Source organism: Bradyrhizobium sp. 44 (assembly GCF_023073095.1).
In the GTDB taxonomy this organism is placed as follows: domain Bacteria; phylum Pseudomonadota; class Alphaproteobacteria; order Rhizobiales; family Xanthobacteraceae; genus Bradyrhizobium.
In genome coordinates, this window is sequence record NZ_JADPIY010000016.1 from 1,053,239 (window position 1) to 1,077,888 (window position 24,650).

Sequence of the window (24,650 nt, forward strand, 5' to 3'; positions counted from 1 at the left end):
GTCGTCAGCGCACTCGCGACAATTCATCGCCTTTGGGCGGGACGCGTCGATAACGACGCGCGTGGATAGCCTGCAGAAGCCGGCAGACATATCTGCACGACGAATGCCTGTTTATTTTCGACGGTAAACAACCTCGTGGACCGGCTCGGCCGGCTTCGCGACCAGCTCTGAAGCCGGATTGCGAGCGCTACGGACGAATTAAAGCCACTGAAGTTGGTGTGGCGGCAATATCACATGAAATGTTGGTAAGCTTGAATGCGCTCCGGAACGGCTTCGAGATTCGAAAAAGTACTGCAGGACAGAGACTTTTTTCAATTTGTTCGCCGCGGGATCGTCGCACTTTGGCGACCATCTCGCAACTGCGGGACTGTCCCGCTGTTCCGCACCCGGCTAGTATGGGTGTCCGGTTCCGTAGAAAGCCTCACCTTGTGAACGAGTTGTCCAAAGCCCCCCGACTGTGCCGCCGCGAATCGGTTACTCCAGCTGCGCGGTGGCGGCTCGATCTGCCCGGCGGGGGGGATGTGTGACACAGGATGTTCCTGCGATCGCTGTGCGGCGGTCTCTAGGCGCCACGTCCCGGACGCGACGTGCGGCGCGCTGGCTTGCGGTCGTTTGCCTTGCCGCCGGCTCGGGCGCTTGCGTGTTGACGCAGGATCTACCTGATCCCGCGCTCGACGTTCCCACGCAGTACAAATACGCGGGCAAGGCGGATGCCCCGCCGTCGCTGGATTGGTGGCGCAGCTTTCGCTCGGCGGAGCTGACACAGCTGATGGAAGAGGCGCAGACCGTCAACCTCGACATCGCCGCCGCCGTTTCCCGCATCGTCGAGGCTGACGCGCAGGCGCGGCAGGCGGGTGCGGCGCTGCTGCCGAGCCTTTCCGGCACCGGGCAGGAGGCCTATTCGCGCACCTCCGGCTCCTCCGCCTCGGGGCTCACCAATGGCGGCCGTGAGGTCGTCAACTACCAGGCTTCGCTGAGCGCAAGCTACCAGCTCGATTTCTGGGGCCAGAACCGGGACGCCCTGCAAACGGCGGAAGAGACGGCAAATGCCAACCGCTTCGATCGCGACGTCGTTGCGCTGACCACGCTCGCAGGCGTCGCTAACGCTTACTTCCAGGTGCTGGCCTCGCAGGATCGCATCCGGACGTCACAGCGCAACATCGCGAGCGCGCAGCGCATCCTCGATGCCGTCAGGGAACGGCGCAAGGCCGGCACCGGCACCGATCTCGACGTCGCCCAGCAGGAGAGCGTGCTCGCAAACCAGAAGGCACTGGTGCCGCCGCTGCGCCAGACGCTCGACCAGAACGTCAATGCGCTTGCAGTCCTGGTGTCGCGGCCGCCGGAGAGCGTGCGCGTGCTCGGGGGCTCGCTGAACCGGATCGCGATTCCCCGCGTGACGCCCGGCCTGCCGTCGGAGCTCTTGACGCAGCGCCCAGACATTCGCCGGCAGGAGGCCCAGCTCGCCTCCGCCACCGCGAACGTCGGCAATGCCCGCGCGCAGTTCTTTCCGACCATCCAGCTCACCGGCAATGGCGGCTATCAGAGCTCAGCCCTGGTCTCGCTATTCCAGCCGCATGCGGCCTTCTTCCAGCTCGTCGGCAGCGCGACGCAGCCGATCTTCGACGGTGGCAAGATCCTCGGCAATTTCGAGTTTGCCAAGGCGCGGCAGGACGAACTGCTCCAGACCTACCGCAAGACCATCATCCAATCGTTCGCCGATGTCGACAATGCGCTGTTCTCGATCAAGCAGACCACGATCAGGCTGCAATTGCAGCGCGATGTCCTCAACGCCTCCCGCCGCGCATTCGATCTCTCCGAACAGCAATTGCGCGCCGGCACCGCCGACATCGTCACCGTGCTCAACACGCAACTGACCCTGTTCCAGGCGGAAGACGCGCTGTCGCAGGCGCAACTTGCCCGCCTTCTTGCTATCGTCAGCCTGTATCAGGCGCTCGGCGGCGGCTGGGAGCCGAGGATGGAGAAACCGGTCAATGCTCTTTAAGCCGGATACGAAGCAAGGCGCGAAGGAGGGAACGGCGAAGAAGTCGCGCGGGCGCGGCTTCATCATGACCCTGATCACGCTGGCGATCCTCGGCGGGCTTGGCTACTACGGCTGGAGCACCTGGCACCAGCAGCCGCAGCAGGCGAACGGCCGCAACCAACGGCCCGATCTGCCGGTACCAGTGCTGGCGGCGACGCCGCGTATCCGGGACGTTCCCGTTTATCTTGACGGCGTCGGCGCGATCCGCGCGCTCAACACCGTGACCGTCCGCTCGCAGGTCGACGGCAAGCTGATCGCGGTGAATTTCACCGAGGGCCAGGACGTCAAGAAAGGCGACGTGGTCGGCGAGATCGACCCGGCGCTCTACCAGGCGACGTACGATCAGGCCGTCGCGAAGAAGGCCCAGGACCAGGCCCAGCTCGCCAACCAGCGTATCGACCTCACGCGCTACGAGCAGTTAGCTGCCTCCAATGCCGGATCCAAGCAGCAGGCCGACACCCAGCGCGCGCTGGTCGCGCAGACGGAGGCGCTGGTGAAGGCCGATCAGGCCGCGATCGACAATGCGGCGGCGACGCTGAGCTACACCAAGATCGTGGCGCCGATCTCGGGCCGCGCCGGCCTGCGCCAGGTCGACCAAGGCAACATCATCCACGCCTCCGACACCACCGGCCTCGTGGTGATCACGCAATTGCAGCCGATCGCGGTGTGGTTCAGCCTGCCGCAGCAGCAGATCATGCGGGTCAACGCCGCGGCGGCGAAGGGCGCGCTCGCGGTCGACGTGTTCGGCAATGACGGCCTCACCGTGATCGACACCGGCAAGCTCACCGGCATCGACAACCAGGTCGACCAGACCACGGGAACGCTCAGGCTCAAGGCCGAATTCCCCAACGCCAATTACCAGCTCTGGCCCGGCCAGTTCGTCAATGTCCGCCTCAAGGTCGAGACCTTGACGCAGGCGCTGGTGGTGCCGACCTCGGCCGTGCAGCGCGGACCGATCGGCACCTTCAGCTATGTCATCGGCGAGGACAACGTGGTTGCGGCCAAGCCGGTGACGGTGACGCAGCAGAACGAGCATGACGCCGTGATCGCCAGCGGCCTGTCGGCGACCGACAAGGTCGTCACCACCGGCTTTGCCAATCTGTCCGATGGCTCCAAGGTGGTCATCGGGCGCGACGACCAGACCCCGTCGGCCGATCTGGCGCCGCGCAAGCGCTCGCGCGGGCCGGATGGTCAGAAGAAGGACGGCGCAAAAGACGGCCAGAAGGACGGACAAGACAAGGACGGCGAGTTCCGCGCCAAGCGCAAGAGCAGCGAAGGCGACCAGAAGGGCCAGACCGGACCGGCACCAGGGCCTCCGTCAAGTCCTGGTGCATCGGGAAGTGGAGCCAAGCAGCCATGATCCCGACAACAGCCGCCTGAGCGCAGGCGCATCCCATGGGCGTCTCCGAACCCTTCATCCGACGGCCGATCGCGACCTCGTTGCTCGGCATCGCGCTTCTGATTGGCGGGCTGCTCGGCTATTTCGCGCTGCCGGTGTCCGCGCTGCCGCAGGTCGATTTCCCGACCGTGCAGGTGACGACGCAATTGCCCGGCGCGAGCCCCGACGTGATCGCCTCGCTGATCACCGCGCCGCTGGAGCGGCAACTCGGCCAGATCCCGTCGCTGTCGGCGATGAACTCGACGAGCTCGTTCGGCGTCAGCCAGATCTCGCTCCAGTTTGATCTCAACCGCGACATCGACGGCGCGACCCAGGACGTCCAGGCCGCGATCAACGCTGCGGCCGGCGTGCTGCCCAAGACGCTGCCTTATCCGCCGACCTACGCCAAGGTGAACCCGGCCGATGCGCCGGTGATGACGTTGGCGCTGCGCTCCGACACGATCTCGTTGCGGGCGATGAGCGACATCGCCGACACGCTTCTGGCGCAGCGGCTGAGCCAGATTTCCGGCGTCGGGCGCGTCTCTGTGCTCGGCGGACTGAAGCCAGCCGTCCGCATCCAGGCGGATCTCGCGCGGCTGGCCGCCTATGGCATCGCCATGGAAGACCTGCGCACCGCGATCGCCAATGCCAACGTCTCCGGGCCGAAAGGCTCGCTCGACGGCGCGCAGCAATCCTACATCATCGCCGCCAACGACCAGATCGCCGCCGCCGACGCCTACAAGCCCGTCATCATCGCCTACCGCAACGGCTCCCCCGTCACCATCGCCGACGTGGCGCAGATCGTCGATGGCCTCGAGAACGACCGCACCGGCGGCTGGTATCAAGGCTCGCCCGCCGTCATCATCGACATCCAGCGTCAGCCCGGCGCCAATGTGATCGACGTCGTCAGCCAGATCCGCGCGGAAATCCCAAAGGTTCAGCGCGCTATTCCGGCCGGCGTGAACCTCACCATCGTCTCCGACCGCACCGTCACCATCCGTGCCTCGGTCCGCGACGTGCAGTTCACGCTGATCCTGAGCGTCGTGCTGGTGACGCTGGTGGTGCTGCTGTTCCTGCGTTCGCTGCGGGCCACGCTGATCGCCGGCGTGGCGCTGCCGCTGTCGCTGATCACCAGCTTCGGCATCATGTATTTCGCCGGCTTCAGCCTCGACAATCTGTCGCTGATGGCGCTCACCATCGGCACCGGCTTCGTCGTCGACGACGCCATCGTCATGATCGAGAACATCGTCCGCCACATGGAAAACGGCGATAGCGCGATGGAGGCTTCGCTAAAGGGCGCCAGCGAGATCGGCTTCACCGTGATCTCGCTGACGGTGTCGCTGATCGCGGTGTTCATCCCGCTGCTGTTCATGTCGGGCCTTGTCGGCCGCATGTTCCGCGAATTCGCGCTGACGCTGACGATCGCGGTCGTGACTTCGGCCGTCGTCTCGCTGACGCTGACGCCGATGATGTGCTCGCGCCTGCTGAAGCATGCCCATGAAGAGCTGGCAGTGCCGGGTCTTGCCGCGGTCAGCCGTTTCATCGACCGCACCGTCGAGTTCTATCACCGCACGCTGCTCTGGGTGCTGGAGCGCCAGCGCGCGACGTTGGTCGTGACCTTCGCCACGCTGATTGCGACCCTGGCGCTCTATGTCGTCGCGCCAAAGGGCTTCCTGCCGCTGCAGGACACTGCCTCGATCACGGCGGTGACGGAAGCCGGTCCGGACGTGTCGTTCGCGGAGATGCAGAAGCGGCAAGCCGCGGCGGCCGACGCCATCAAGGCCGACCCCGATGTAACAGGCGTGGTCTCGGTGATCGGTGCTGGTTCGGTCAATCCGACCACCAATGTCGGCCGTCTTGTCATGACGCTGAAACCTCGCGGCGAGCGGCGTGATGATGTCAGCGTGGTCATCACCCGGCTGAAGGAGCGAGTGGCCGCCATCCCCGGCATGACCGTCTATTTCCAGCCGGTGCAGGACGTGCAGATCTCGACCCAGTCGAGCCGCTCGCAATACCAGTACACGCTGACCGGCACCGACGCTGCCCTGGTGTCGGAATGGGCGCGCAAGCTGGTTGCCGAGATGCGGCGCGATCCGCTGTTCCGCGACGTCTCCTCGGAGGCGCAGGAAGGCGGTCTGCGGGCGCAGCTCACGGTCGATCGCACCCGCGCCGGCCAGCTCGGCGTCAGCCTCCAGGGCATCACCGACACGCTCAACGACGCCTTCGCGCAGCGGCAGATCTCGACCATCTACGGCCAGGCCAACCAGTACCGCGTGGTGCTGGAAGCGCTGCCGATGTACCAGCGCGATCCCTCGATCCTGTCGAAGCTCTATCTGCCGGGCGCGGCGAGCGCGACTGCCGGCGCGCCCAACGCACAGGTTCCGCTCTCCGCCGTGGCGACGCTGACCCGCACCACCGCGCCGCTCGCGATTTCGCACCAGGCGCAATTCCCGTCGATCTCGCTCAGCTTCAATCTCGCCCCGGGCGCGGCGCTCGGCGACGCTGTCGAGGCCGTGAAGACCATCGAGACCCGGATCGAGATGCCCAACAGCATCGTCGGCGTCTATGCCGGCGACGCCGCCGAATTCGCCAAGGCGTTGGCGGGCCAGCCTTGGCTGCTGCTCGCCGCCGTCATCACGATCTACATCGTGCTCGGCGTGCTCTATGAGAGCTACATCCACCCGATCACGATCCTCTCGACGCTGCCCTCGGCCGGCGTCGGCGCGATCTTGGCGCTGATGCTGTGCGGGCAGGATCTCTCGGTGATCGGGTTGATCGGCATCATCCTGTTGATGGGCATCGTCAAGAAGAACGCGATCATGATGATCGATTTCGCGCTCGAGGCCGAGCGCGGGCAGGGGATGCCGGCGCATGAGGCGATCGTGCAGGCCTGCCTCTTGCGCTTCCGCCCGATCATGATGACGACGCTGGCCGCGCTGTTCGGAGCGCTGCCGCTGGCGATCGAGAGCGGCACCGGCGCCGAGCTGCGCTTTCCGCTCGGCATCTCCATCATCGGCGGCCTGCTGCTCAGCCAATTGCTCACGCTCTACACCACGCCGGTGATCTATCTCGCACTCGACCGCATCAACCGCCGCCTCGAGCAGGCGCTGCCGCCGGCGGAGTCCGGCGGGCCGCCCGTCGCGGGCGCGACGGAGGGGATGCAGTGATGGCATCGATCTCGGAGCCCTTCATCCGCCGCCCGGTCGCGACCACGCTGCTGTCGATCGGGTTGTTCCTGCTGGGTATCGTGGCCTACGAGTTCCTCCCGGTCGCCTCGGTTCCGAACGTCGATTTCCCCGCCATCTTCGTTTCCGCCAGCCGTCCCGGCGCCGACCCGTCCGTGATGGCCGCGACGGTCGCCTCGCCATTGGAGCGGCGGCTCGGCGAGATCGCGGGCATCAACCAGATCACCTCCACCTCGTCGCTCGGCACGACCAACATCCAGCTCCAGTTCGACATCGGCCGCAACATCGACAAGGCCGCACGTGACGTGCAGGCGGCGATCAACGCGTCGCTGGTCGACCTGCCCAGCGATTTGCCGACGCTGCCGCGCTTCCGCAAGGCCAACACTGCCGGCGCTCCCGTGTTCGTGCTGGCGCTGACCTCGAAGACGCTGTCCGCAAGCGCGATCTACGACGTCGCCGATACGGTTTTGGCGCAGCGGATCTCGCAGGTGCCGGGCGTCGGCGACGTCACGGTGTCCGGCGCCGATCAGCCGGCGGTGCGGGTGCAGCTCAATCCCGTTGCGCTGTCGAACGCCGGCATCGCCACCGACGACGTGCGGACTGCGATCATCAACGCCAACCCGCTCGGTCCGGTCGGCATCTTCAACGGCGAGCGCCAGAGTGAAACGCTGTCGCTCAACAGGCAGATGCGGACCGCGAAAGAGTTCCGCGACATCGTCATCAAGAGCTCGAACGGCAATTTCGTCCGGCTGGCCGACGTCGCCGACATCGAGGACTCCGTCCGCAACGCCCGTTCCATCGCCTGGTTCAACAAGCAGCCGGCGGTGCTGATCCAGATCACCAAGCAGGGCGATGCCAATGTCATCGACACCGTCGACCGGGTGAAGGCGTTGATCCCCGCGCTGAAGCAGTGGATTCCGGCCGGCGTCGATATCTCCACCTTGGTCGACCGCACCAGCACGATTCGCGCCAGCGTGCTCGACATGCAGTGGACCTTGTTCGCGACGGCCATTCTCGTGATGGTCGTCGTGTTCGTATTCCTGCGGCGGCTCACGCCGACGATCGCGGCCGGAATCTCCGTGCCGCTGGCGCTGGCCGGGACCTGCGCCGGCATGTGGGTCGCCGGCTTCTCGATCGACAATCTGTCGCTGATGGCGCTGGCGATCTCCGTCGGCTTCGTGGTCGATGACGCCATCGTCATGATTGAGAACATGTACCGCAACCTTGAGCACGGCATGCGGCCGCTCCAGGCGGCATTGGACGGCGCCCGGCAGATCGGCTTCACCGTGGTGTCGATCAGCTTGTCGCTGATCGCGGCGTTCACGCCGCTGATCTTCATGGACGGCATCGTCGGCCGGCTGCTGCGCGAGTTTTCGCTGACGCTGACCTTCGCGATCCTGGTCTCGACCCTGGTGTCGCTCACGGTGACGCCGATGATCTGCGCGCACTACATCCGGCAGACCACGTCCGGCACGGCGACCCTGTTCGACCGGATCATCGAGGGCTCGCTGTCGCGCATCGTCGCTTTCTACACCCGCACCTTGCGCACCGTGCTGGAATATCCGCTGCTGACGCTGCTGGTGTTCTTCGCCACCATCGCGTTGACGGTGACGCTCTACATCAAGATTCCCAAGGGCTATTTCCCGACCGACGATTCCGGCTTCGTTATCGGGGCGACGCGCGCCTCGGCCGACATCTCGTTTCAGTCGATGTTGAGCCTGCAGCAGCGGCTCGCCGACATCGTAATGCAGGATCCTGCCGTGGCCGGCATCGGCTCCACCGTCGGCAGCGGCGGCGGACCGGGCGGCGCGACCTCCAATCGCGGCACCATGTTCATCAGCCTGAAGCCGCCGGAGGAGCGCGACCACGTCTCGACCCAGGTGGTGATCGACCGTCTCAGGCGAGCGTTATACCCGGTGCCCGGCATCCGCCTGTTCATGTTCGCCGCCCAGGACGTGCGCGCCGGCGGACGGCAGAGCGATTCCGACTACCAGTACACGCTGACCAGCACCGATCTCGGGTTGCTCCAAAAGTGGGCGCCGATCGTGGCCAAGCGCATGGAGAGCGTCGAGGGCATCACCGACATCTCCAGCGACCGTGATCCCGGCGGGCTTCAACTGACCTTGTCGATCGATCGCCAGAAGGCCTCGGCGCTCGGCGTCCGCGTCCAGGATATCGACAACGCGCTCAACAATGCGTTCTCGCAGCGGCAGATCGGGATCATCTACACCCAGCGCAACCAGTACATGACCGTGCTGGAGATCGACCCGAAATTCCAGGTCGACCCGTCCAACCTCGAACGCATCTATGTCGCCGGCGCGGGCGACGCGCAGGTGCCGCTGTCGGCCGTGGTGCATGCGACGCGCGGGCTGGCCGCGCTCGCGGTCTATCATTCGCAATCGTTCCCATCGACCACCGTGTCGTTCAATCTGTTGCCGGACGTGCAGATCCAGGCCGCAACGCAGAACATCCAGCGCGCGGTCGAGGAGCTGCACATGCCGGAGGGCATTCGCGGCAGTTTTGACGGCAATGCCGGGGATTTCGCCAAGACCAGCGGCCGCCAGCCGCTCCTGATCCTCGGCGCGCTGGTGGCGATGTATATCGTGCTCGGCGTACTCTATGAGAGCCTCGCCCATCCGCTCACGATCATCTCGACGCTGCCCTCGGCGGGTCTGGGCGCGCTGCTGGCCTTGCAGCTCACCAACACGCCACTGACGGTGATCGCCTTCGTCGGCATCATCCTGTTGATCGGCATCGTCAAGAAGAACGGCATCATGATGGTGGATTTCGCGCTCGATGCCGAGCGCCAGCGCGGCCTGTCTTCGGCGGAGGCGATCTTCGAGGCCTGCCAGGCGCGCTTCCGGCCGATCCTGATGACGACGATGGCGGCGCTGTTCGCCGGCATTCCACTGGTGGTCGCGACCGGGCCCGGCACGGAGCTCCGCCGACCTCTTGGCATCACCATCATCGGTGGGCTGTTCGTGTCGCAGATCCTGACGCTCTACACCACGCCCGTGATCTACCTGCTGATCGACCGCCTGCGCCGACGGCGCGAGCCGCGCCCGCTGGCCGCGCCGGCGGAATAGGCGGGTTGTTGAACCGCCCTGCAAAGCGTATAGCGGCGACCATGTCGCACCCCACCGCCGCCGCGCCGGCCGATCCGATCCCCGAATGCCCGCACTGCCAAAAGCCGATGCCGCTGTGCATCTGCGACAGCGTCACGCCGCTCAAAAACCGCCTTGGACTCCTGATCCTTCAGCATCCGCAGGAGCAGGACAGGGCGCTCGGCACCGCCCGGCTGCTTGCGAAGCATTTCGCCGGTGCCACGCTGCGGGTCGGCTTGTCCTGGCCGAGCCTGTCCAAGGCGCTGGGGCAGCCGATCGAGAACGCCTCGCACTGGGCCGTGCTCTATCTCGGCTCCGCGCACGCCGCCGATCTCGAGGCCGAGGGCGAAATCCTGGCCCTCAACCGCAAGGGCGAGGTCGCGGACAACCAGCGCGCGCGCCTCGGCAAGCTCGAAGGTGTGGTGCTGCTCGACGGCACCTGGAGCCAAGCCAAGGCCCTGTGGTGGCGCAATCCCTGGATGCTGAAATGCCAGCGCGTCATCCTCAATCCGGCCGCGCCATCGCGCTACGGGCGCCTGCGCAAGGAGCCTCGGAAGGACGGACTGTCGACCATCGAGGCCGCAGCGACGATCCTCTCCGTTCTGGAGAAGCGCCCGGACATCGCCGAGACGCTGAATGCCTGTTTCGAACGGATGTTAACCCGCTACCGCGAGGTTCAGACCGAGATGCCCGAATTGGCGCCAAAGCCGCCGGTCAAGGACCGCCGGCGCGGTGTGCGGCGGGGCAAGCGAGCCTGAGTCCGGTCCGGATCATCCGTACGGCCGATTGTCCCGCGAGAGGCGGGCGAATAGAGACCATCGGCCAACAGGCCGCGATCTGCTATCCTGTGGCACCATCGGAACGCCGGAAGCGGAAAGGGCCGTCGCATTCAGCTTGCAGCCAAGGAGATCCTTGCCCAGGCGGCGCGGTTCGATCGTTGGGGCACGCTTGCCCTGATGGACATTTCGCTGCGCTACCGGCGCACTGTGATCGGCCCGCTCTGGATTACGCTGACGCTCGCTGCGACCATTGCCAGCGTCGGCACGGTCTATGCGGCACTGTTCAGGCAGGACATCGCGAGCTTTCTGCCGACCTTCGCTGTCGGCCTGATTGTCTGGACGCTGATCGCGACGACGCTGCAGGAAGGTTCCAACATCTTCGTGGCTTCAGGCCATTTGATCAAGGCCGTGCCGGCGCCGCTGATCGTGCATGTGCTCCAGATGATGGCGCGCAACGTCCTCATCTTTGCGCATCATCTGGTGATCGTCGTCCTGCTCTATCTCGTGATGCCGTGGCCGCTGCATGCGAGCATGCTGCTCGCGGTGCCGGGCATTGCGATCCTGCTCGTCGTGCTGCTCGGCGGCTCGGTTGCGCTCGGCATGCTCTGCGCGCGGTTTCGTGACATCGGCTCGGCGATCGTCAGCGGCCTGCAATTCGTATTCTTCCTGACGCCGATCATCTGGACCGAGGACACCGTGCGCGGCACCGCGTTTTATTGGCTGATCCGCGCCAATCCGTTTGCAACGCTGCTCGATCTGGTCCGCAGGCCGCTGCTGTCGCAGCCGACCGATGCGGAGCAGTGGCTGCTCGGGATCATCTATGCGGCCGTCGTGGCCGTCATCGGCCTCGGCTGCTACGCGAAATACCGCCATCGCGTGGCGTATTGGCTGTGAGGCGCGAGATATGACCCCCGCAGCTCATATCGCGCTTCGCAACGTCTCGGTGAGGTTTCCGGTGCTGTCGTTCCGCGACCGCTCGCTGCGCAGCCGGTTCGTCAGCGCCGTGACGCTGCGGCGGAACACAGCGGTCCCGCACATCGTCGAGGCGTTGAACGACGTCAGCCTCGATATCCGTGCCGGCGACCGCGTCGCCATCATCGGCGCCAATGGCGCCGGCAAGACCACGCTGCTTCGGGTGCTCGCCGGCATCTACCATCCGACGTCCGGCAGCGTGGACGTGCTGGGCCGCTGCCAGCCGCTGTTCGATCTCTCGGCCGGATTCGACGAGGAAGCGACCGGCTACGAGAACATCATGCGGCGCGGGCTCGTGATCGGCGCACGACGCTCCGAGATCGATGCCCGGCGCGCGGAGATCGCCGAATTCACCGAGCTCGGCGACCGGCTCGACCTGCCGCTGCGCACCTATTCCAGCGGCATGATGCTGCGCCTGATCTTTGCGGTCGCAACCGCCGTCGAGGGCGAGATCGTGTTGCTCGACGAATGGATCGGCGTCGGCGACCAGCAGTTCCGCAAGAAGGCGCGGCAGAGGCTCGACGAGATCGTCGTGCGCGCCGGCATTCTGGTGCTCGCCTCGCACGACGTCGCGCTGATCAAGAGCACCTGCAACCGCGCGATCCTGCTGGAGGAGGGGCGGATCGTGGCGGCCGGCGCAACCGATGAGATTCTCGGCCAATATCTCGGCGGCGCGAAGGCGTAGCTGCCCGGTCGGGGTTGCCTAAACCCGTGATCCCCTATATTGCTCCGCCCTCGTTGGGGCCACGTGGCGGAGTGGTTACGCGCCGGTCTGCAAAACCGTTTACTCGGGTTCGAGTCCCGACGTGGCCTCCATCACAACCTCCTGATATCTCAGCAATATTCGATCGTGTCGCGCCTGCTATGGGCCCGCGCGAGCGATGCATGCTGGCCGCGCACACCGGGTTTGCCCGGGGCCCGGCGGAAACCCGTCATTCAGCCTGCTGGCATAGTCTTCGCATCTGCGAAGTGATGCATCCCAACGATCGAGCGCTGGAGAGCACGTGAGCGAAATCGTCCGATTTGTCCCGAAATCCGAGCTGGAGCGGGCTCGCCTCATTCGCGAGGCCCGCGCGATCTATGACAGCATCTTTCCGCCGGCCGCACCCGACCAAGCGCCGCAGGACGGCGGAGAGCGCGTCAAGACCTGATCGCGGGCATGCCGAATCTCGCGGCGTAGGGCCCATAGCAAAACGCCCGCAGAGCGCGGGCGCATCGGCTCACGGTGAAATTGGCCTTAGCAGGCCGCGTACCAGCCGTCGGGAAACGGAAGCAGGGGCCATGCGCCCTCGTTGTCATTGGCGGCTTTGGGCTTCGCGTAATAGGTCCACGAGCGCGGCACGAAATCCTCCCCCGGCACGACCGCCAGATCGTCATGGACTATGGCGTCCTGGACGGCATCCAGCAGCAAGTTGAATTCGGCTTCGCTCATCACACCCTCCGGACCGGATGGCGCAATGTCGCAAAGCCGGCTTGTTTCCCGATTGAGCCGATCGTTCGCATTTTAACGATCGGCCAATCGGGTCCCGATTGGTTAGCGATTGATGAAATCCCGTTGGGAAACTTAGGTTCCTGCCGGATGCCCGCAGTGTGAAGGAGGTCACATCTTCGGCTGTTTATTTCTCCTACCCGTTCGCACACCGGCCAACACAGGCCGGCGGGCAGGGCAGAACGGGAGACTGGTCATGAAGGCGAGGTTCTTGCGGTTTGCGGGTGTGAAAAGCCGGGCGCGTCGCGCCTCGACGGTCGGGCTGTTCCTGACGCTGTTTGCCTCCGCCGCCCATGCGCAGCAGGGAACGCCCGAGCAGCGCCGGGCCTGTACCCCCGACGTCTACCGGCTCTGTGCCGGCGAAATCCCCAACGTTCGCGCCATCACGGCCTGCCTGCGCCGCAACAGGCCAAGCTTGAGTGAGGCTTGCCGCACCGTGTTCGATCAGGCCGGCGGCTGACATACCGGCCCTGTGGGCTTGTGCGCAGCAAGTGGCTCACGTGGGCTCGCGAATCCGGCATAGTCGGCCTGTGGATATACCTGTGGGTATGCTGCGGACAGGCTGTGGAACAGCGGTGATGTGCTTCGGATGCCGCCCGCAGATGCGTCCTTCGATTGTCATATCTCTGTCAAATGACCTCACCGCATGATTCCCTGACGTGCAGATCGCGGCGTCGCGCACGATCATGTGCTTTCCCGAATTCGGAATTGCGCGCTACAGCGTCCCGCATTCACGAACAGTTTTTGTGCAGCCGCCTGCCCAAATGGCGGGCTCCCTCCATCCAATTTTTTGTACGCCCGCGGACAAGCTTTCCGGTCCGCTCTCCACCTAGGCTCGCTTCCGAGATCTGGAACATGGCCATTGCCATGACAATTCGAAGGAGCTGGAGATGGAGAGACCGGTATTGCCCCAGGCGCGGGGGAACGCGCGTGCATCGCTGTCCTGGCGCAAGGCCGCGGTCGGCGCCGCAGTCACTTTCGGCGCGCTGGCAGCCGCGCCCCTGAGCGCGCAGGCTGCGGCGCCTGCGGCCTGCGCCGCGCTCCAGGACAAATATCCGGACTGGAAGGGCAAGACCCTCGTCAACGCCATCAACCCGCACACGCCGGGCTATGAGACCATCGATCCGAAGGATCCGAGCAAATATATCGGCTTCGACATCGATCTCGGCGAAGCCATCGGTGAATGCCTCGGCTTCAAGCTGACCTACAAGCCGGTGACGTTCGCGGCGCTCCTGACCACGCTGGCCGCGGGACAAGCCGACATCGTCATTTCCGATATCTACGCCACCAAGGAGCGCGCCAAGGCCGCCGACTTCATCACCTATTCGAAAGTGTTCGACGGCGTGCTGGTGGCCAAGGGCAATCCGAAGGGCATCAACGGCATCAACATGTCGATGTGCGGCGCCGCTGCCGCCGAAAACACCGGTTATGTCGAGGTGCCCCTGATCCAGGCGCTGATGCCCGAGTGCAAGAAGGCCGGCAAGGCCGAGCCGACCGTCCAGCTCTACGACAACAACGCCAACTGCATCCAGGCGATCCTCGCCGGTCGTGCCGACACCTATGTCAACGACGTCAACACCGTCGACAGCGCGGTCAAGGCCTATCCGGACAAGCTGGAGAAGGCGACCGCGGTGACGATCCCGTATTCCGTCGGCATCGCCGTTCCGAAGGACAAGCCGAAATTCCGCGACGCCGTGCTCGCAGCCCTGATCGAGGTCCAGAAGGCCGGAACGCATATGGAGCTTCTGAAGAAGCATGGGCTCGACGTGAACAACTTCAAGGAGCCTGACATTCTGACGGCCGACTGATGTCGCTGTTCCTCCATTACCTGAGCATGCCGTATCTGCTCGAGGGCATCGAGCTCACCCTCGAGGTGACTGCCCTCGGGCTCGGCGGAGGATTGATCCTCGGATTGATCCTCGCCGGCATGCAGCTCTCCCGCTTCTGGCTGCTGGCGGCGATCGCCAGGGCCTACACTGTGATCTTCCGCGGCACGCCGCTGATCCTGCAAATGGTGTTCGCCTACGACGCGTTGCCGCATATCGGCATCAAACTGCCGGCGGTGCTGGCCGCCGGCCTTGCGCTGGCCTGCAACGAGGCGCCGTTCATCGCCGAGATGCTGCGTGCCGGCGTGCTCGGCGTCGATCGCGGGCAGGTGACGGCCGGCCAGGCGCTCGGCATGACGCCGCGGATCCTGATGTGGCGGGTGATCGCGCCCCAGGCGATTCGCACCATGATCCCGGCCTTCGGCAACGAGGCCGTGAGTGCGCTGAAGAATTCGTCACTCGCCTCCGTGGTCGCGGTCCAGGAGCTGACCTTGCGCTCGACCCAGCTTGCGTCCTCGACCTTCGACTTCTTCTCGATCTTCTTCGCCTCGGGCTTGCTGTATCTCGTGCTGACCTTTGCCATCAGCATCATCCAGCTTTTTGTCGAATGGCTGCTCGATCTCGACCGCGCCAAAGGTCGCCAGCGCAAGCTCGCCGATTATCTGCCCTGGCGCCGCCTCGATCTCGCCACCAAGCTCGAACTTGCCGCAGCGACCGTCGACGTCCCGGTGTCCGCACAGGCAGAGCTCACCGACACGCCGCCGCGGGCGCTGACCCGCGAGGAGCGCACCCGGCGTGCGGCAACGATCTCTCGAAACAACATCGCGGTCGAGACCAGGGACCTCACCAAGAGCTACGGCACGCAAAAGGTGCTTGGAGGCCTCGATTTTACGGTGCGTGTCGGCGAGGTCGTCGCACTGCTCGGGCCCAGCGGCTCCGGCAAGAGCACGCTGCTCCGCTGCATCAATCATCTCGAAAGCTGGGACGGGGGCACCGTGCGCGTCGGGGGACGCCGTCTCGGTTTCGACGACAACGGCAAGCTGCTGCCGCCCCGCGCGATCGCCAATGAGCGGGCAAGCGTGGGCGTCGGGATGGTGTTCCAGCAATTCAACCTGTTCGCCCATCTCTCGGCGAAGGAGAACATTGCCGGTCCCTTGCGCTGGGTGCACGGCATGACCCGCATCGATGCCGATCGCCGCGCCGCCGAGCTGCTCGACCGGGTCGGGCTGTCGCACCGCGCCGACGCGCTGCCGCGGCATCTCTCCGGCGGTCAGCAGCAGCGCGTCGCGATCGCCCGAGCGCTCGCACCGAACCCCAGCGTGCTGCTCCTGGACGAGCCGACCTCGGCGCTCGATCCCGAGCTCGTCAGCGAGGTCCTGGAGGTGATCCGGCGGCTCGCCATCGATGATGGCCTCACCATGATCATCTCGACGCACCAGATCCGCTTCGCGGACGAGGTCGCCGACCGTGTCGCCTTCCTGAGCGGCGGCACGATCATCGAGGAGGGGCCCGCGCATGAGGTTCTCTCCAGCCCCCGCAATCCGCTGACTGCGCGTTTCCTCAGCGTGATGGAAACCGACAAGACTCCGGAGGCGGTGCGATGAGAGCCGCACCCGCAACGTTCAAGACCGCGTTTCCAGAAGAGGCCACCTCATGAAGCATTTCACGCTGCCGGTTTCGCCGAAAACCGTCCACTGGGGCTATTTCTCCAAGAAGGTCGCGCCGGCCCTGACGCTGCGTTCGGGCGATCGCGCCACCATCGAGACGCTGACCCACCACGCCAACGACGATTACGAGCGCATGATCCAGGGCGATCCCGGCGCCGAGAGCGTGTTCCAGTGGACGCGCGAGCACAAGGCAGTCGCGCGGCGCGGCTCGGGTCCTGTCGAAGGCCCATTCATTCGTGGCGCAGGCGAGGGGATCGGCGTGCATCTCCTCACCGGTCCCGTCGCGATCGATGGCGCCGAGCCCGGCGATATCCTCGAAGTGCGCATCCTCGATATCAGGCCGCGGCCGAGCTGCAGCGCCTGTCATGCCGGGCGCTGCTTCGGCTCCAACGTCGCCGCGAATTGGGGGTTTCACTATCACGATCTGATCGAGGAGCCGAAGCCGCGCGAGGTCGTCACCATCTTCGAGCTCGACACCTCCGGCGAGCCCTGCGCCAAGGCGGTCTACAACTATGTTTGGACGCCGCAGACCGATCCTGACGGCATCGTGCATCCGACCATCGATTATCCCGGCGTGCGCGTCGATCACGCCACCATCACGAAGCGGGAGAACATTCTCGCGAGCGTCAAGGTGCCGGCACGGCTGCATTTCGGCACCATGGGGCTCGCACCGTCGGAGGCCGATTTCGTCAGCTCGATCCCGCCGAGCTATACCGGCGGCAACATCGACGACTGGCGCATCGGCAAGGGGGCGCGGATGTTCTATCCGGTCGCGGTCCCCGGCGCCTATTTCTCGGTCGGGGATCCCCATGCAGCCCAAGGTGACAGCGAGCTTGGCGGCACCGCGATTGAGACCTCGCTGACCGGCGATTTCGAGTTCGTTCTGCACAAGAAAGCCGATCTCGCCGGCACCAGCCTCGAAGGTCTCGACCATCCGATGCTGGAGACTGATCAGGCCTGGTCATTCTACGGCTTCACCTATCCGAACTACCTTGCCGCGCTCGGCGTCGACGCACAAACCGAAATTGCCAATCACTCGAGTCTCGACCGTGCGATGCGCGACGCGTTCAGAAAACTGCGCCGTTTCCTGATGACCGTGCACGGCCTCAGCGAGGACGAGGCGATTTCGCTGCTATCGGTCGGCGCCGATTTCGGCGTCACCCAGGTGGTCGACGCCAATTGGGGCGTTCACGGCACGATCCGCAAGAACATCTTCCGTTGTGACTGATGTGCCGTAGCCCGGATGGAGCGAAGCGCAATCCGGGTTTCTCACAGCGAACTCTGATGGTCCCGGATTACGCTTCGCTCCATCCAGGTCACGCATCGCGCTTATCGGCGATACCTAGCTCTAACGCTTTGAAGTGCAGTCTGTTTCCGGGATGTGGGAATGACCAAAGACGGTTATTTGCGGCCCGTCGCTGCGACGGATGACCAATTGCGTCTGGCACAGAGGTTGCTTCGATCCACTGCAATCTGGGTCGATCCGATGAGCTTCCGTCCCTTCACGAGCGAGTCCTACGCGCAAGACGACCGGCCCGAAGCCTGGCGGGACGTGCTCGCCGCGGTCGGCCTGCAGCCGGCGGCAGGCCATTCCTTCCTGGATGGGCACGCAACGGCGTCACATCGCCACGCCGCAGGCGTTGCGCTGACGCGCATGGCGGCCGTCGCCCAGACCATTGGTCCGCGTTCGCAGGCCAACGAAGACCTGCCGATTGCGCTGATGCCGGTCGAAGACGGCATGGTGCTCAAGAGTGCCGGCGGCCATCGCATCGTTCCGGTGGGCCATCTCGTGCTGCTGCCGCGGAGCGGGGACTGGAGTATCGTGTTCCAGCGCGACATGCGCGCCATCGTGCTGTCGGTAACGTCGGACGCGCTGCACGGCCGCCTCTCGGGCAGGCCGCGGCTCGGCGAACCCAGGGTCGTTCCGCCCAGCGGCTTTGCCGACGTCTTCGCGCGCTTGATGGACGCGACCGCGCGCACGCTCGACACCCTGAGCGATGCCGAATGGAATGCGGTCACGCAGTCGCTCGTCGATCTCCTGCTGACACTCGCCCATCAATTGGCGGCTTCGACGTCCGACGCCGGATCGAGCGCGACGCAGTCGGCACTCCTGCACCGGATCTGCCAGAGCATCGAACGCCGCCTCGACGATCCCGAGCTGGTGCCCGCGCGCGTCGCGCAGGCCGAAGGAATCTCCGAGCGCTATCTGCAAAAGCTGTTCGAGACGGTCGGCGACAACTTTACTCACTACGTGCGCGAGCGGCGGCTGCAACGCGCCTGGGCCGACCTGTCCAATCCGTCCGAGGCGCATCGCTCGATCTCGGAGATCGCCTACGCCTATGGTTTTGGCGATTCCGCGCATTTCAGCCGCGCCTTCCGCCATCGCTTCGGACTGCCGCCGCGCGAGTTTCGCCAGCAGGAGGCGGAGCGGGCGACGACGCAGCATGGGATAACCGGTCAGCGCGGCTGGCCGCAGGATGCGCTGGCGCAGCTTCGCGTGCACCAGGCGAGTGCCGAGGCGCGCGGCAATCTCGCCCGTACCGACATCGATGAGCCGAGGACGGCCGAGCGCAAGCATCATCATCTTCCGGTCGAAGCCGACCGTGTTCATTGGGGATATTTCAGTCGCTCGTTACAGCCGCAGCTCGAGATCGCCTCGGGCGATACCATCACCATCGAAACCCTGACGCAGCACGCCTCCGACGATCCTGAGCTGATGATCGCGGGCGATGCCGCCGCCGAAGACGTATTCGGCTGGACCAAGGCGAGGAAGAACGTGGATCGCCGCGGCGCGGGTCCGATGGATGCCAGCATATTCGGGCGCGGCGCCGGCGAAGGCTTTGGCGTACACATCTGCACCGGGCCCGTGTCGGTGAAGGACGCCCAGCCCGGCGACGTGCTGGAAGTGCGGATCCTCGACATCGTACCGCGTACAAGTCCTCATCCGAAACATACAGGGCGCGTGTTCGGCTCCTCGGTTGCGGCCTGGTGGGGCTATCATTACGACGAATTTCTGTCAGGACCGAAGCCGCGCGAGGTGGTGACGATCTACGAAATCTTCGACGACACCGATGCGCCGCATGCCCGCGCGCTCTATTCCTACCGCTGGGAGCCGCAGACCGACCCGTTTGGCGTGGTGCACTCCACCTACGACTATCCCGGCGTTCCCGTCTTGCCCGGCACAGTGAGGCGCCGCCACGCGGTGCTCGACGGCATCCGGATTCCCCTGCGGCCGCATTTCGGCGTGATCGCGGTGGCGCCGCGGGAGGTCGATTTCATTGACTCCGTACCGCCGTCCTATTTCGGCGGCAATCTCGACAATTGGCGCCTGGGGAAGGGGGCGACCGTCTATCTTCCGGTGTCCGTCCCCGGCGCATTGCTGTCAGTCGGCGATCCCCATGCCACGCAAGGCGATGGCGAATTGAGCGGCACCGCGATTGAATGCTCGATGACCGGAACGTTCGAGGTGATCCTGCACAAGAAGGCCGATCTCGCCGGCCAGCCCTTCGCCGATCTCTCTTATCCCTTGATCGAGACCGAGACCGACTGGGTCCTGACCGGATTCAGCCATCCCAACTACCTCGCCGAGTTCGGCGCTCAGGGCCAAAGCGAGGTCTACGCAAAATCCTCGCTCGACCTCGCCATGAAAGATGCGTTCCGCAAGATGCGGCGCTTCCTGATGAACGTGAAGGGCCTCAGCGAGGACGAGGCGATCGCGCTGATGTCGGCCGCCGTCGACTTCGGCGTCACGCAGGTGGTCGACGGCAATTGGGGCGTGCACGCGATCATCAGCAAGCGCCTGTTTCAAACCTTCCCCTAGACAAGCCTTCCCTTGAAAGAAGCGCCGTAACAAGGAACCCCAGTGAAATTCCACATGATCAGCGGCGGACCGAAGCCGGTCGCGCCCTTCAGCCACGCGGTGGAGACCGACGGTTTTGTCTTCGTCACCGGCCAGATGCCGGACACGCCGCAAACACCGAGCGTGTTGCCCGACGGCATCGTCGCGCAGACGAGGGCGGTGATGGAGAATTTGAAGGTAGTGTTGGCGGGCGTCGATCTCGGTCTCGAACACGTCGTGATGACACGCATTTATCTCACACGTTTCAAGAAAGACTACACCGCAATGAACGAGACTTATCGCGGGTACTTTCCGCCCGACCGCCTGCCGGCCCGCACCTGCGTCGGTGTCACCGGGCTTGCCTACGACGCGCTGATCGAGATTGACCTGGTCTGCCGCCGGCCGTGAGGGCGACAGCCCGTAGCCCGGATGGAGCGAAGCGCAATCCGGAATTCGTTCCGCGGATACAGGGCCCCGGATTACGCTTCGCTCCATCCGGGCTGCAAGACCTTGCGTTGCCCGTCCGCACGCGGCGCCCGCGCAGGAGACAGCAAGCCGCGCCGATCTATGAATGCCGGTTCATTGCTGCGGAGAATTCGAATCGGTAAGAATTAGCTCGTTGCGCGTCTCGCGTCGTGCAACGCGCCGGAGGCGGATCGATCGCGTCTTGAACCTTTCGATTGCGCCTCCGACGAATCCTTCGAGGCAACGCCATTGGTTGCCGCGGCGCCTGCGCCGATCGACGTCAGGCACCGAAAGCCCGTTTCGATCGGGGGAATTTCATATGAAGTATTTTCTGTCTGCACTGATCGCGATCGGTCTATCGATTGCTGCCGCGCCGTCGTTCGCGGCTGACGCCCGCAACGTCACTGTCGTCAACGAGACCGGCTATGCGATCAAATTCCTGGGCTTCAACGCCCCGGCCGATGGCATGGACGAATGGGACAACGAGTTGGACAAGGTTTTGCAGAACCAGGCGAGCACCTATGTCGAGTTCGACGATGACGACGAAGGATGCGTCTGGAACGTCCGCGTCGACTGGCAGAACTATGACGAGACCGTGCTCTGGAAGAACGTCAACCTCTGCAAGTTCACCGCGCTGCGGCTGCGCTACGATTCCGGCACCAAGACCACTTCATTCGTCGCCGAGTAACTTGACCTGAGGCCAGGCGGAGGAGGGGCCACGCGCCCTTCCTCGCCGCAATGTGCGAGATGGCGAATTCGTCCTTTGCAAGCGCAAGCGGCTTTGTTATACGCAGCCGCGCGCGAACGACGGGTTCGCCCTTTTCCTCGGTAGCTCAGCGGTAGAGCATCCGACTGTTAATCGGATGGTCGCTGGTTCGAATCCAGCCCGGGGAGCCAAATTCCGCTTCATTTTCAATAGCTTGCGTCAAGACTCTGATCTGGCGTGCGATCTCCTTGCGGCAAATTCTCAATTAGATGTGCACCGTGGCGAGCCCGTGTTCTCCGCGGCGACGCCAAAACGACTCAATTGAAATCGAGCTTCCAGAGGCCGGTCCTTTACGGAGCTGATTCCCATGCGAGACATCCAGGTCGACCGTTCCCCGCTGGCTCCCTCCATTTTGCCGGCGGACATCCCCGAACTCAGCGACGACGAATGCCTCGCCTGTCTGGCGCGCGCGGTCGAGACCCACGATTCGGCACGGCTGGATGAAGTCGCCGCATTGATCGGCCGCCTCGCCGTCACGATCGAATAGGCCGGCTCACCCTGGACGTTGCGAGTTGCGGAAAGGCCCGGTTCGCTGGGCCAAAGCCATGTTGCGTTTTTGCAGGGCCTGCTCCAAAGATGCCGCCAACTTTCGTCCGCGGCATCGTCCGCCTTGCAGGGTCCGCAAATGTCCGTTTTCTCGACGGCGCGCCTAAAAATGGTCGATGGCCAGGTGCGCACCAGTGACGTCACCGACCGTCGTGTTCTCGACGCCATGCTCACGGTTCCGCGCGAGGCCTTCGTGCCGGCCAGCCGGCAGGCAGTGGCGTATCTCGACCTCGATCTCGACGTCAGCGAGGGCGGCGTCAAGCGGTTCCTGATCAAGCCGCAGCTGACCGGCAAGCTGCTCCAGGCCGCCGAGATCGGCGAGGACGACAACGTGCTGGTCGTCGGCTGCGCCACGGGCTATCTCGCTGCGCTGGCCGCCAAGCTCGCCCGCCAGGTCACCGCGACGGAATGCGATTCGGCGCTGGCCAAGAAGGCCAATGACGCCTTCGCCGCCCTCGGGCTTGCCAACGCGGCCTGCAAGGCCGCGGCCTGCACCGAGGGTGATACTGCTGCTGGTCCCTATGATGTGATCGTCCTCAACGGCGCCACCGAGGTGACGCCGGCAGGGCTGCTCGGGCAGCTCAAGGAGGGTGGGCGCCTGGTGGGGGTCTCGGCCGAATCCAGGCCGCCGCGGGCCATGATCGTGACCCATACCCACGGCGAATTCGGCCATCGGGCACTGTTCGATGCCGCGGCCCCGGTCCTTCCCGGGCTGGAACGGGCCGCCGCCTTCGTATTCTGACGGCCCGATAGCGGCTTTAGCCCGTTAAAATCCCGTTCTGAATCAGAAGTGTGGCCGGGATGCTGCACGTGAAGAGTTTCCACTGAGAACCACCCTCAGGTAGTTCCGTCGCGCTTGACCGCGTCCTATGTTGCGGCGGGGCAACGACTCCACTCGTAGACGGTAACCCAGCTCGCGGGCACGAGCCGGGCGTTAGAATGAACGGAATTTTTGGATGCATGGGGTGAAGCTCTTCACCGGAGCAGCGGTTTCGGTCCTGCTGCTGGCGCTTGTCGCGCCGACGCCTGCCTTGGCGGATACGATCGAGGCTGCGCTGGTGCGCGCCTATCAGAACAATCCGCAGCTTAACGCGCAGCGCGCCCAGGTGCGCTCGACTGACGAAAACGTGCCACAGGCGCTGTCGGGCTATCGCCCCAAGGTCGGAGTCAACCTCAGCACCGGCTATCAATATCAGGACATTCAGCAGCAGCAGAAGGGTCTGCCGATCCATAGCGACCCGCCCCTTCAGCCCAATAGCGCCAGCCTGACCATCAACCAGACGCTCTACAACGGCAATCAGACCGCCAACAGGACGCGCGCGGCGGAGAGCCAGGTCTCGGGATCCCGCGAGGCGTTGCGCGTGCTCGAGCAGACGGTCCTGTTGCAGGCTGCCACCAGCTACATGGATTATCTTCGTGACTCCGCCACCCTCGAAGTTCAGCGCAGCAACGTGCGCGTGCTCGAACAGACGCTCAAGCAGACCCGCGATCGCTTCAATGTCGGCGAAGTGACGCGCACGGACGTGGCGCAATCCGAAGCGCAGCTCGCGGCCGGCAGGACCCAGGCACTGACTGCCGAATCGAATCTCACGACGACGCGCGCGAATTTCCGCCGCATCATCGGCAATGAGCCGACGAACCTTGCGCCGGGCTCGCCCGTCGATCGTTTCCTGCCCGGGACGCTCGCCTCCGCCGTCGGTCTCAGCCTGGTGGAGAACCCCAACGTCACGGCCTCGATGTTCGGCATCGATGTCAATTATCTTCAGGTCAAGATCAACGAAGGCGCGCTGCTGCCGACCCTCACGGTTCAGGCTGGCATCACCCAGTCGTACCAGCAGACCCTGACGGTCTTCCGAACGACGACCGCTTCCGCCATTGCGACCGCCTCCGTGCCGATCTATCAGGGCGGCGCTGAATATGCGCTCATCCGCCAATCGAAAGAGAACCTGGCGCAGCAGCGCCTGAATCTCGAAACCACCCGCGACCAGACCCGTGCCAACGTCGTGCAGGCCTGGGGGCAGTTGGAAGCCGGCAAGGCGCAGGTACAATCTGCGCAGGCGCAGGTCACGGCTTCCGAGATCGCGCTGAACGGCGTGCGTGAAGAAGCCAAGGCCGGCCAGCGTACCACGCTGGACGTGCTCAACGCGCAGCAGGCGCTGGTCAACGCACGCGTTGCGCTCGTCACTGCCCAGCATGACCGCGTGGTGGCGTCCTATTCGGTGCTCAATGCGGTCGGCCGTCTCGCCCCGCAAGTCCTCGGCCTCAACACCACGGTCTATGATCCCAGTGTCCACTACCAGCAGGTTCGCGACAGCTGGGCCGGCGTACGCACGCCAGACGGACGCTAGAGTCCCGTAATCATCCGGTCGGCCTCGCGAATAGCCGAAGCCGACCGGTGCTTTGCTTGCAATCAACAAAATCCCTGACATAGCCTTGCCGAGAAGATGCGGGCCGATTCGCTCTGCATCCGATGCCGTGTGCGTAAAGCATGAGTGCCGAGGGCAGGGGCGCACCGCTGCACGTTGAGCCGTCATCTGGGGACAAGTCGGGCTGCCGCGACGAAAATGTCGGGCCACCCATCCGGAACCGGCCAA

19 protein-coding genes and 2 tRNA genes are annotated in these 24,650 nt (G+C 64.8%); 20 read left to right on the forward strand and 1 reads right to left on the reverse strand.

The annotated features are described in order from the left end of the window. Positions 1-550 precede the first annotated feature (550 nt). From IVB41_RS21630 to IVB41_RS21670, 9 genes are all read left to right on the forward strand, one after another. Positions 551-2,002: an efflux transporter outer membrane subunit gene (locus IVB41_RS21630; RefSeq protein WP_247434617.1), complete on the forward strand. Its 1,452-nt coding sequence runs from the start codon at positions 551-553 to the stop codon at positions 2,000-2,002. Next, positions 1,992-3,401, forward strand: coding sequence for an efflux RND transporter periplasmic adaptor subunit (locus IVB41_RS21635; protein ID WP_247434620.1), 1,410 nt, complete (start codon positions 1,992-1,994; stop codon positions 3,399-3,401). Before IVB41_RS21630 ends, IVB41_RS21635 begins: the two co-directional genes overlap by 11 nt. Before the next feature lie 35 nt (positions 3,402-3,436). Then, entirely contained in the window at positions 3,437-6,586 is a 3,150-nt protein-coding gene (locus tag IVB41_RS21640; RefSeq protein ID WP_027566892.1) for an efflux RND transporter permease subunit, read from the forward strand. Next, positions 6,586-9,690 (forward strand): efflux RND transporter permease subunit, encoded by a 3,105-nt coding sequence (locus IVB41_RS21645; protein WP_247360916.1) that lies wholly within the window; start codon positions 6,586-6,588, stop codon positions 9,688-9,690. Before IVB41_RS21640 ends, IVB41_RS21645 begins: the two co-directional genes overlap by 1 nt. A 41-nt stretch (positions 9,691-9,731) precedes the next feature. After that, a complete protein-coding gene (locus IVB41_RS21650; protein WP_027566894.1) occupies positions 9,732-10,466 on the forward strand; it encodes a tRNA-uridine aminocarboxypropyltransferase in 735 nt (244 codons plus the stop codon). A 198-nt stretch (positions 10,467-10,664) separates the two neighbouring features. Continuing rightward, complete coding sequence (locus IVB41_RS21655; protein ID WP_027566895.1) at positions 10,665-11,381, forward strand: ABC transporter permease; 717 nt, start codon at positions 10,665-10,667, stop codon at positions 11,379-11,381. A gap of 10 nt (positions 11,382-11,391) precedes the next feature. Beyond that, positions 11,392-12,144: an ABC transporter ATP-binding protein gene (locus tag IVB41_RS21660; protein WP_247434622.1), complete on the forward strand. Its 753-nt coding sequence runs from the start codon at positions 11,392-11,394 to the stop codon at positions 12,142-12,144. Between the two features lie 57 nt (positions 12,145-12,201). After that, positions 12,202-12,275: transfer RNA gene (locus tag IVB41_RS21665), tRNA-Cys, on the forward strand. A 188-nt stretch (positions 12,276-12,463) separates the two neighbouring features. Then, positions 12,464-12,610: a hypothetical protein gene (locus IVB41_RS21670; RefSeq protein WP_007610232.1), complete on the forward strand. Its 147-nt coding sequence runs from the start codon at positions 12,464-12,466 to the stop codon at positions 12,608-12,610. Positions 12,611-12,696: 86 nt separating this feature from the next. Here the strand turns inward: IVB41_RS21670 and IVB41_RS21675 are convergent, their stop codons facing one another. After that, the gene (locus IVB41_RS21675; protein WP_027566897.1) at positions 12,697-12,891 is read right to left on the reverse strand and encodes a hypothetical protein; all 195 of its coding nucleotides are present in this window, start codon (positions 12,889-12,891) and stop codon (positions 12,697-12,699) included. A 253-nt stretch (positions 12,892-13,144) separates the two neighbouring features. Between IVB41_RS21675 and IVB41_RS21680 the strand changes: the two genes are divergently transcribed. The 11 genes from IVB41_RS21680 to IVB41_RS21730 all read left to right on the forward strand — a co-directional run bounded on the left by IVB41_RS21680 (position 13,145) and on the right by IVB41_RS21730 (position 24,404). Then, on the forward strand, positions 13,145-13,408 hold the full coding sequence (locus tag IVB41_RS21680) for a hypothetical protein (RefSeq protein ID WP_247286100.1): 264 nt from the start codon (positions 13,145-13,147) through the stop codon (positions 13,406-13,408). A gap of 430 nt (positions 13,409-13,838) precedes the next feature. Further along, on the forward strand, positions 13,839-14,756 hold the full coding sequence (locus IVB41_RS21685) for an ABC transporter substrate-binding protein (protein ID WP_247286099.1): 918 nt from the start codon (positions 13,839-13,841) through the stop codon (positions 14,754-14,756). Beyond that, positions 14,756-16,378 (forward strand): amino acid ABC transporter permease/ATP-binding protein, encoded by a 1,623-nt coding sequence (locus IVB41_RS21690; RefSeq protein ID WP_247434627.1) that lies wholly within the window; start codon positions 14,756-14,758, stop codon positions 16,376-16,378. The genes IVB41_RS21685 and IVB41_RS21690 overlap by 1 nt, the downstream gene beginning before the upstream one ends. A 49-nt stretch (positions 16,379-16,427) precedes the next feature. Beyond that, positions 16,428-17,669 carry an acetamidase/formamidase family protein gene (locus tag IVB41_RS21695; RefSeq protein ID WP_247434630.1) on the forward strand — a complete coding sequence of 414 codons (1,242 nt, stop codon included), beginning with the start codon at positions 16,428-16,430 and terminating at the stop codon, positions 17,667-17,669. Between the two features lie 258 nt (positions 17,670-17,927). Further along, positions 17,928-20,261: an acetamidase/formamidase family protein gene (locus IVB41_RS21700; RefSeq protein ID WP_247434893.1), complete on the forward strand. Its 2,334-nt coding sequence runs from the start codon at positions 17,928-17,930 to the stop codon at positions 20,259-20,261. Between the two features lie 42 nt (positions 20,262-20,303). Next, positions 20,304-20,687, forward strand: coding sequence for a RidA family protein (locus IVB41_RS21705; protein WP_247434633.1), 384 nt, complete (start codon positions 20,304-20,306; stop codon positions 20,685-20,687). Positions 20,688-21,063: 376 nt separating this feature from the next. Then, positions 21,064-21,432: a hypothetical protein gene (locus IVB41_RS21710; protein ID WP_247434635.1), complete on the forward strand. Its 369-nt coding sequence runs from the start codon at positions 21,064-21,066 to the stop codon at positions 21,430-21,432. Positions 21,433-21,566: 134 nt separating this feature from the next. Then, a tRNA-Asn gene (locus tag IVB41_RS21715) sits at positions 21,567-21,641 on the forward strand. A 176-nt stretch (positions 21,642-21,817) separates the two neighbouring features. After that, positions 21,818-21,997, forward strand: a complete 180-nt coding sequence (locus IVB41_RS21720; RefSeq protein ID WP_007591158.1) for a hypothetical protein — start codon at positions 21,818-21,820, stop codon at positions 21,995-21,997. Between the two features lie 138 nt (positions 21,998-22,135). Further along, positions 22,136-22,798 carry a protein-L-isoaspartate O-methyltransferase gene (locus IVB41_RS21725; protein ID WP_247434640.1) on the forward strand — a complete coding sequence of 221 codons (663 nt, stop codon included), beginning with the start codon at positions 22,136-22,138 and terminating at the stop codon, positions 22,796-22,798. 214 nt (positions 22,799-23,012) lie between these two features. Next, positions 23,013-24,404: a TolC family outer membrane protein gene (locus tag IVB41_RS21730; RefSeq protein ID WP_027566905.1), complete on the forward strand. Its 1,392-nt coding sequence runs from the start codon at positions 23,013-23,015 to the stop codon at positions 24,402-24,404. Positions 24,405-24,650 lie beyond the last annotated feature (246 nt).

Excerpts from the sequence above, each read along its gene's own strand:
- IVB41_RS21690 (WP_247434627.1), top strand. The coding sequence starts at position 14,756 with ATGTCGCTGTTCCTCCATTACCTGAGCATGCCGTATCTGCTCGAGGGC.
- IVB41_RS21695 (WP_247434630.1), top strand. The coding sequence starts at position 16,428 with ATGAAGCATTTCACGCTGCCGGTTTCGCCGAAAACCGTCCACTGGGGC.
- IVB41_RS21635 (WP_247434620.1), top strand. The coding sequence starts at position 1,992 with ATGCTCTTTAAGCCGGATACGAAGCAAGGCGCGAAGGAGGGAACGGCG.
- IVB41_RS21680 (WP_247286100.1), top strand. The coding sequence starts at position 13,145 with ATGAAGGCGAGGTTCTTGCGGTTTGCGGGTGTGAAAAGCCGGGCGCGT.
- IVB41_RS21720 (WP_007591158.1), top strand. The coding sequence starts at position 21,818 with ATGCGAGACATCCAGGTCGACCGTTCCCCGCTGGCTCCCTCCATTTTG.
- IVB41_RS21700 (WP_247434893.1), top strand. The coding sequence starts at position 17,928 with ATGAGCTTCCGTCCCTTCACGAGCGAGTCCTACGCGCAAGACGACCGG.
- IVB41_RS21655 (WP_027566895.1), top strand. The coding sequence starts at position 10,665 with ATGGACATTTCGCTGCGCTACCGGCGCACTGTGATCGGCCCGCTCTGG.
- IVB41_RS21675 (WP_027566897.1), bottom strand. The coding sequence starts at position 12,891 with ATGAGCGAAGCCGAATTCAACTTGCTGCTGGATGCCGTCCAGGACGCC.
- IVB41_RS21685 (WP_247286099.1), top strand. The coding sequence starts at position 13,839 with ATGGAGAGACCGGTATTGCCCCAGGCGCGGGGGAACGCGCGTGCATCG.
- IVB41_RS21645 (WP_247360916.1), top strand. The coding sequence starts at position 6,586 with ATGGCATCGATCTCGGAGCCCTTCATCCGCCGCCCGGTCGCGACCACG.
- IVB41_RS21725 (WP_247434640.1), top strand. The coding sequence starts at position 22,136 with ATGTCCGTTTTCTCGACGGCGCGCCTAAAAATGGTCGATGGCCAGGTG.
- IVB41_RS21650 (WP_027566894.1), top strand. The coding sequence starts at position 9,732 with ATGTCGCACCCCACCGCCGCCGCGCCGGCCGATCCGATCCCCGAATGC.
- IVB41_RS21660 (WP_247434622.1), top strand. The coding sequence starts at position 11,392 with ATGACCCCCGCAGCTCATATCGCGCTTCGCAACGTCTCGGTGAGGTTT.
- IVB41_RS21710 (WP_247434635.1), top strand. The coding sequence starts at position 21,064 with ATGAAGTATTTTCTGTCTGCACTGATCGCGATCGGTCTATCGATTGCT.
- IVB41_RS21640 (WP_027566892.1), top strand. The coding sequence starts at position 3,437 with ATGGGCGTCTCCGAACCCTTCATCCGACGGCCGATCGCGACCTCGTTG.
- IVB41_RS21730 (WP_027566905.1), top strand. The coding sequence starts at position 23,013 with ATGCATGGGGTGAAGCTCTTCACCGGAGCAGCGGTTTCGGTCCTGCTG.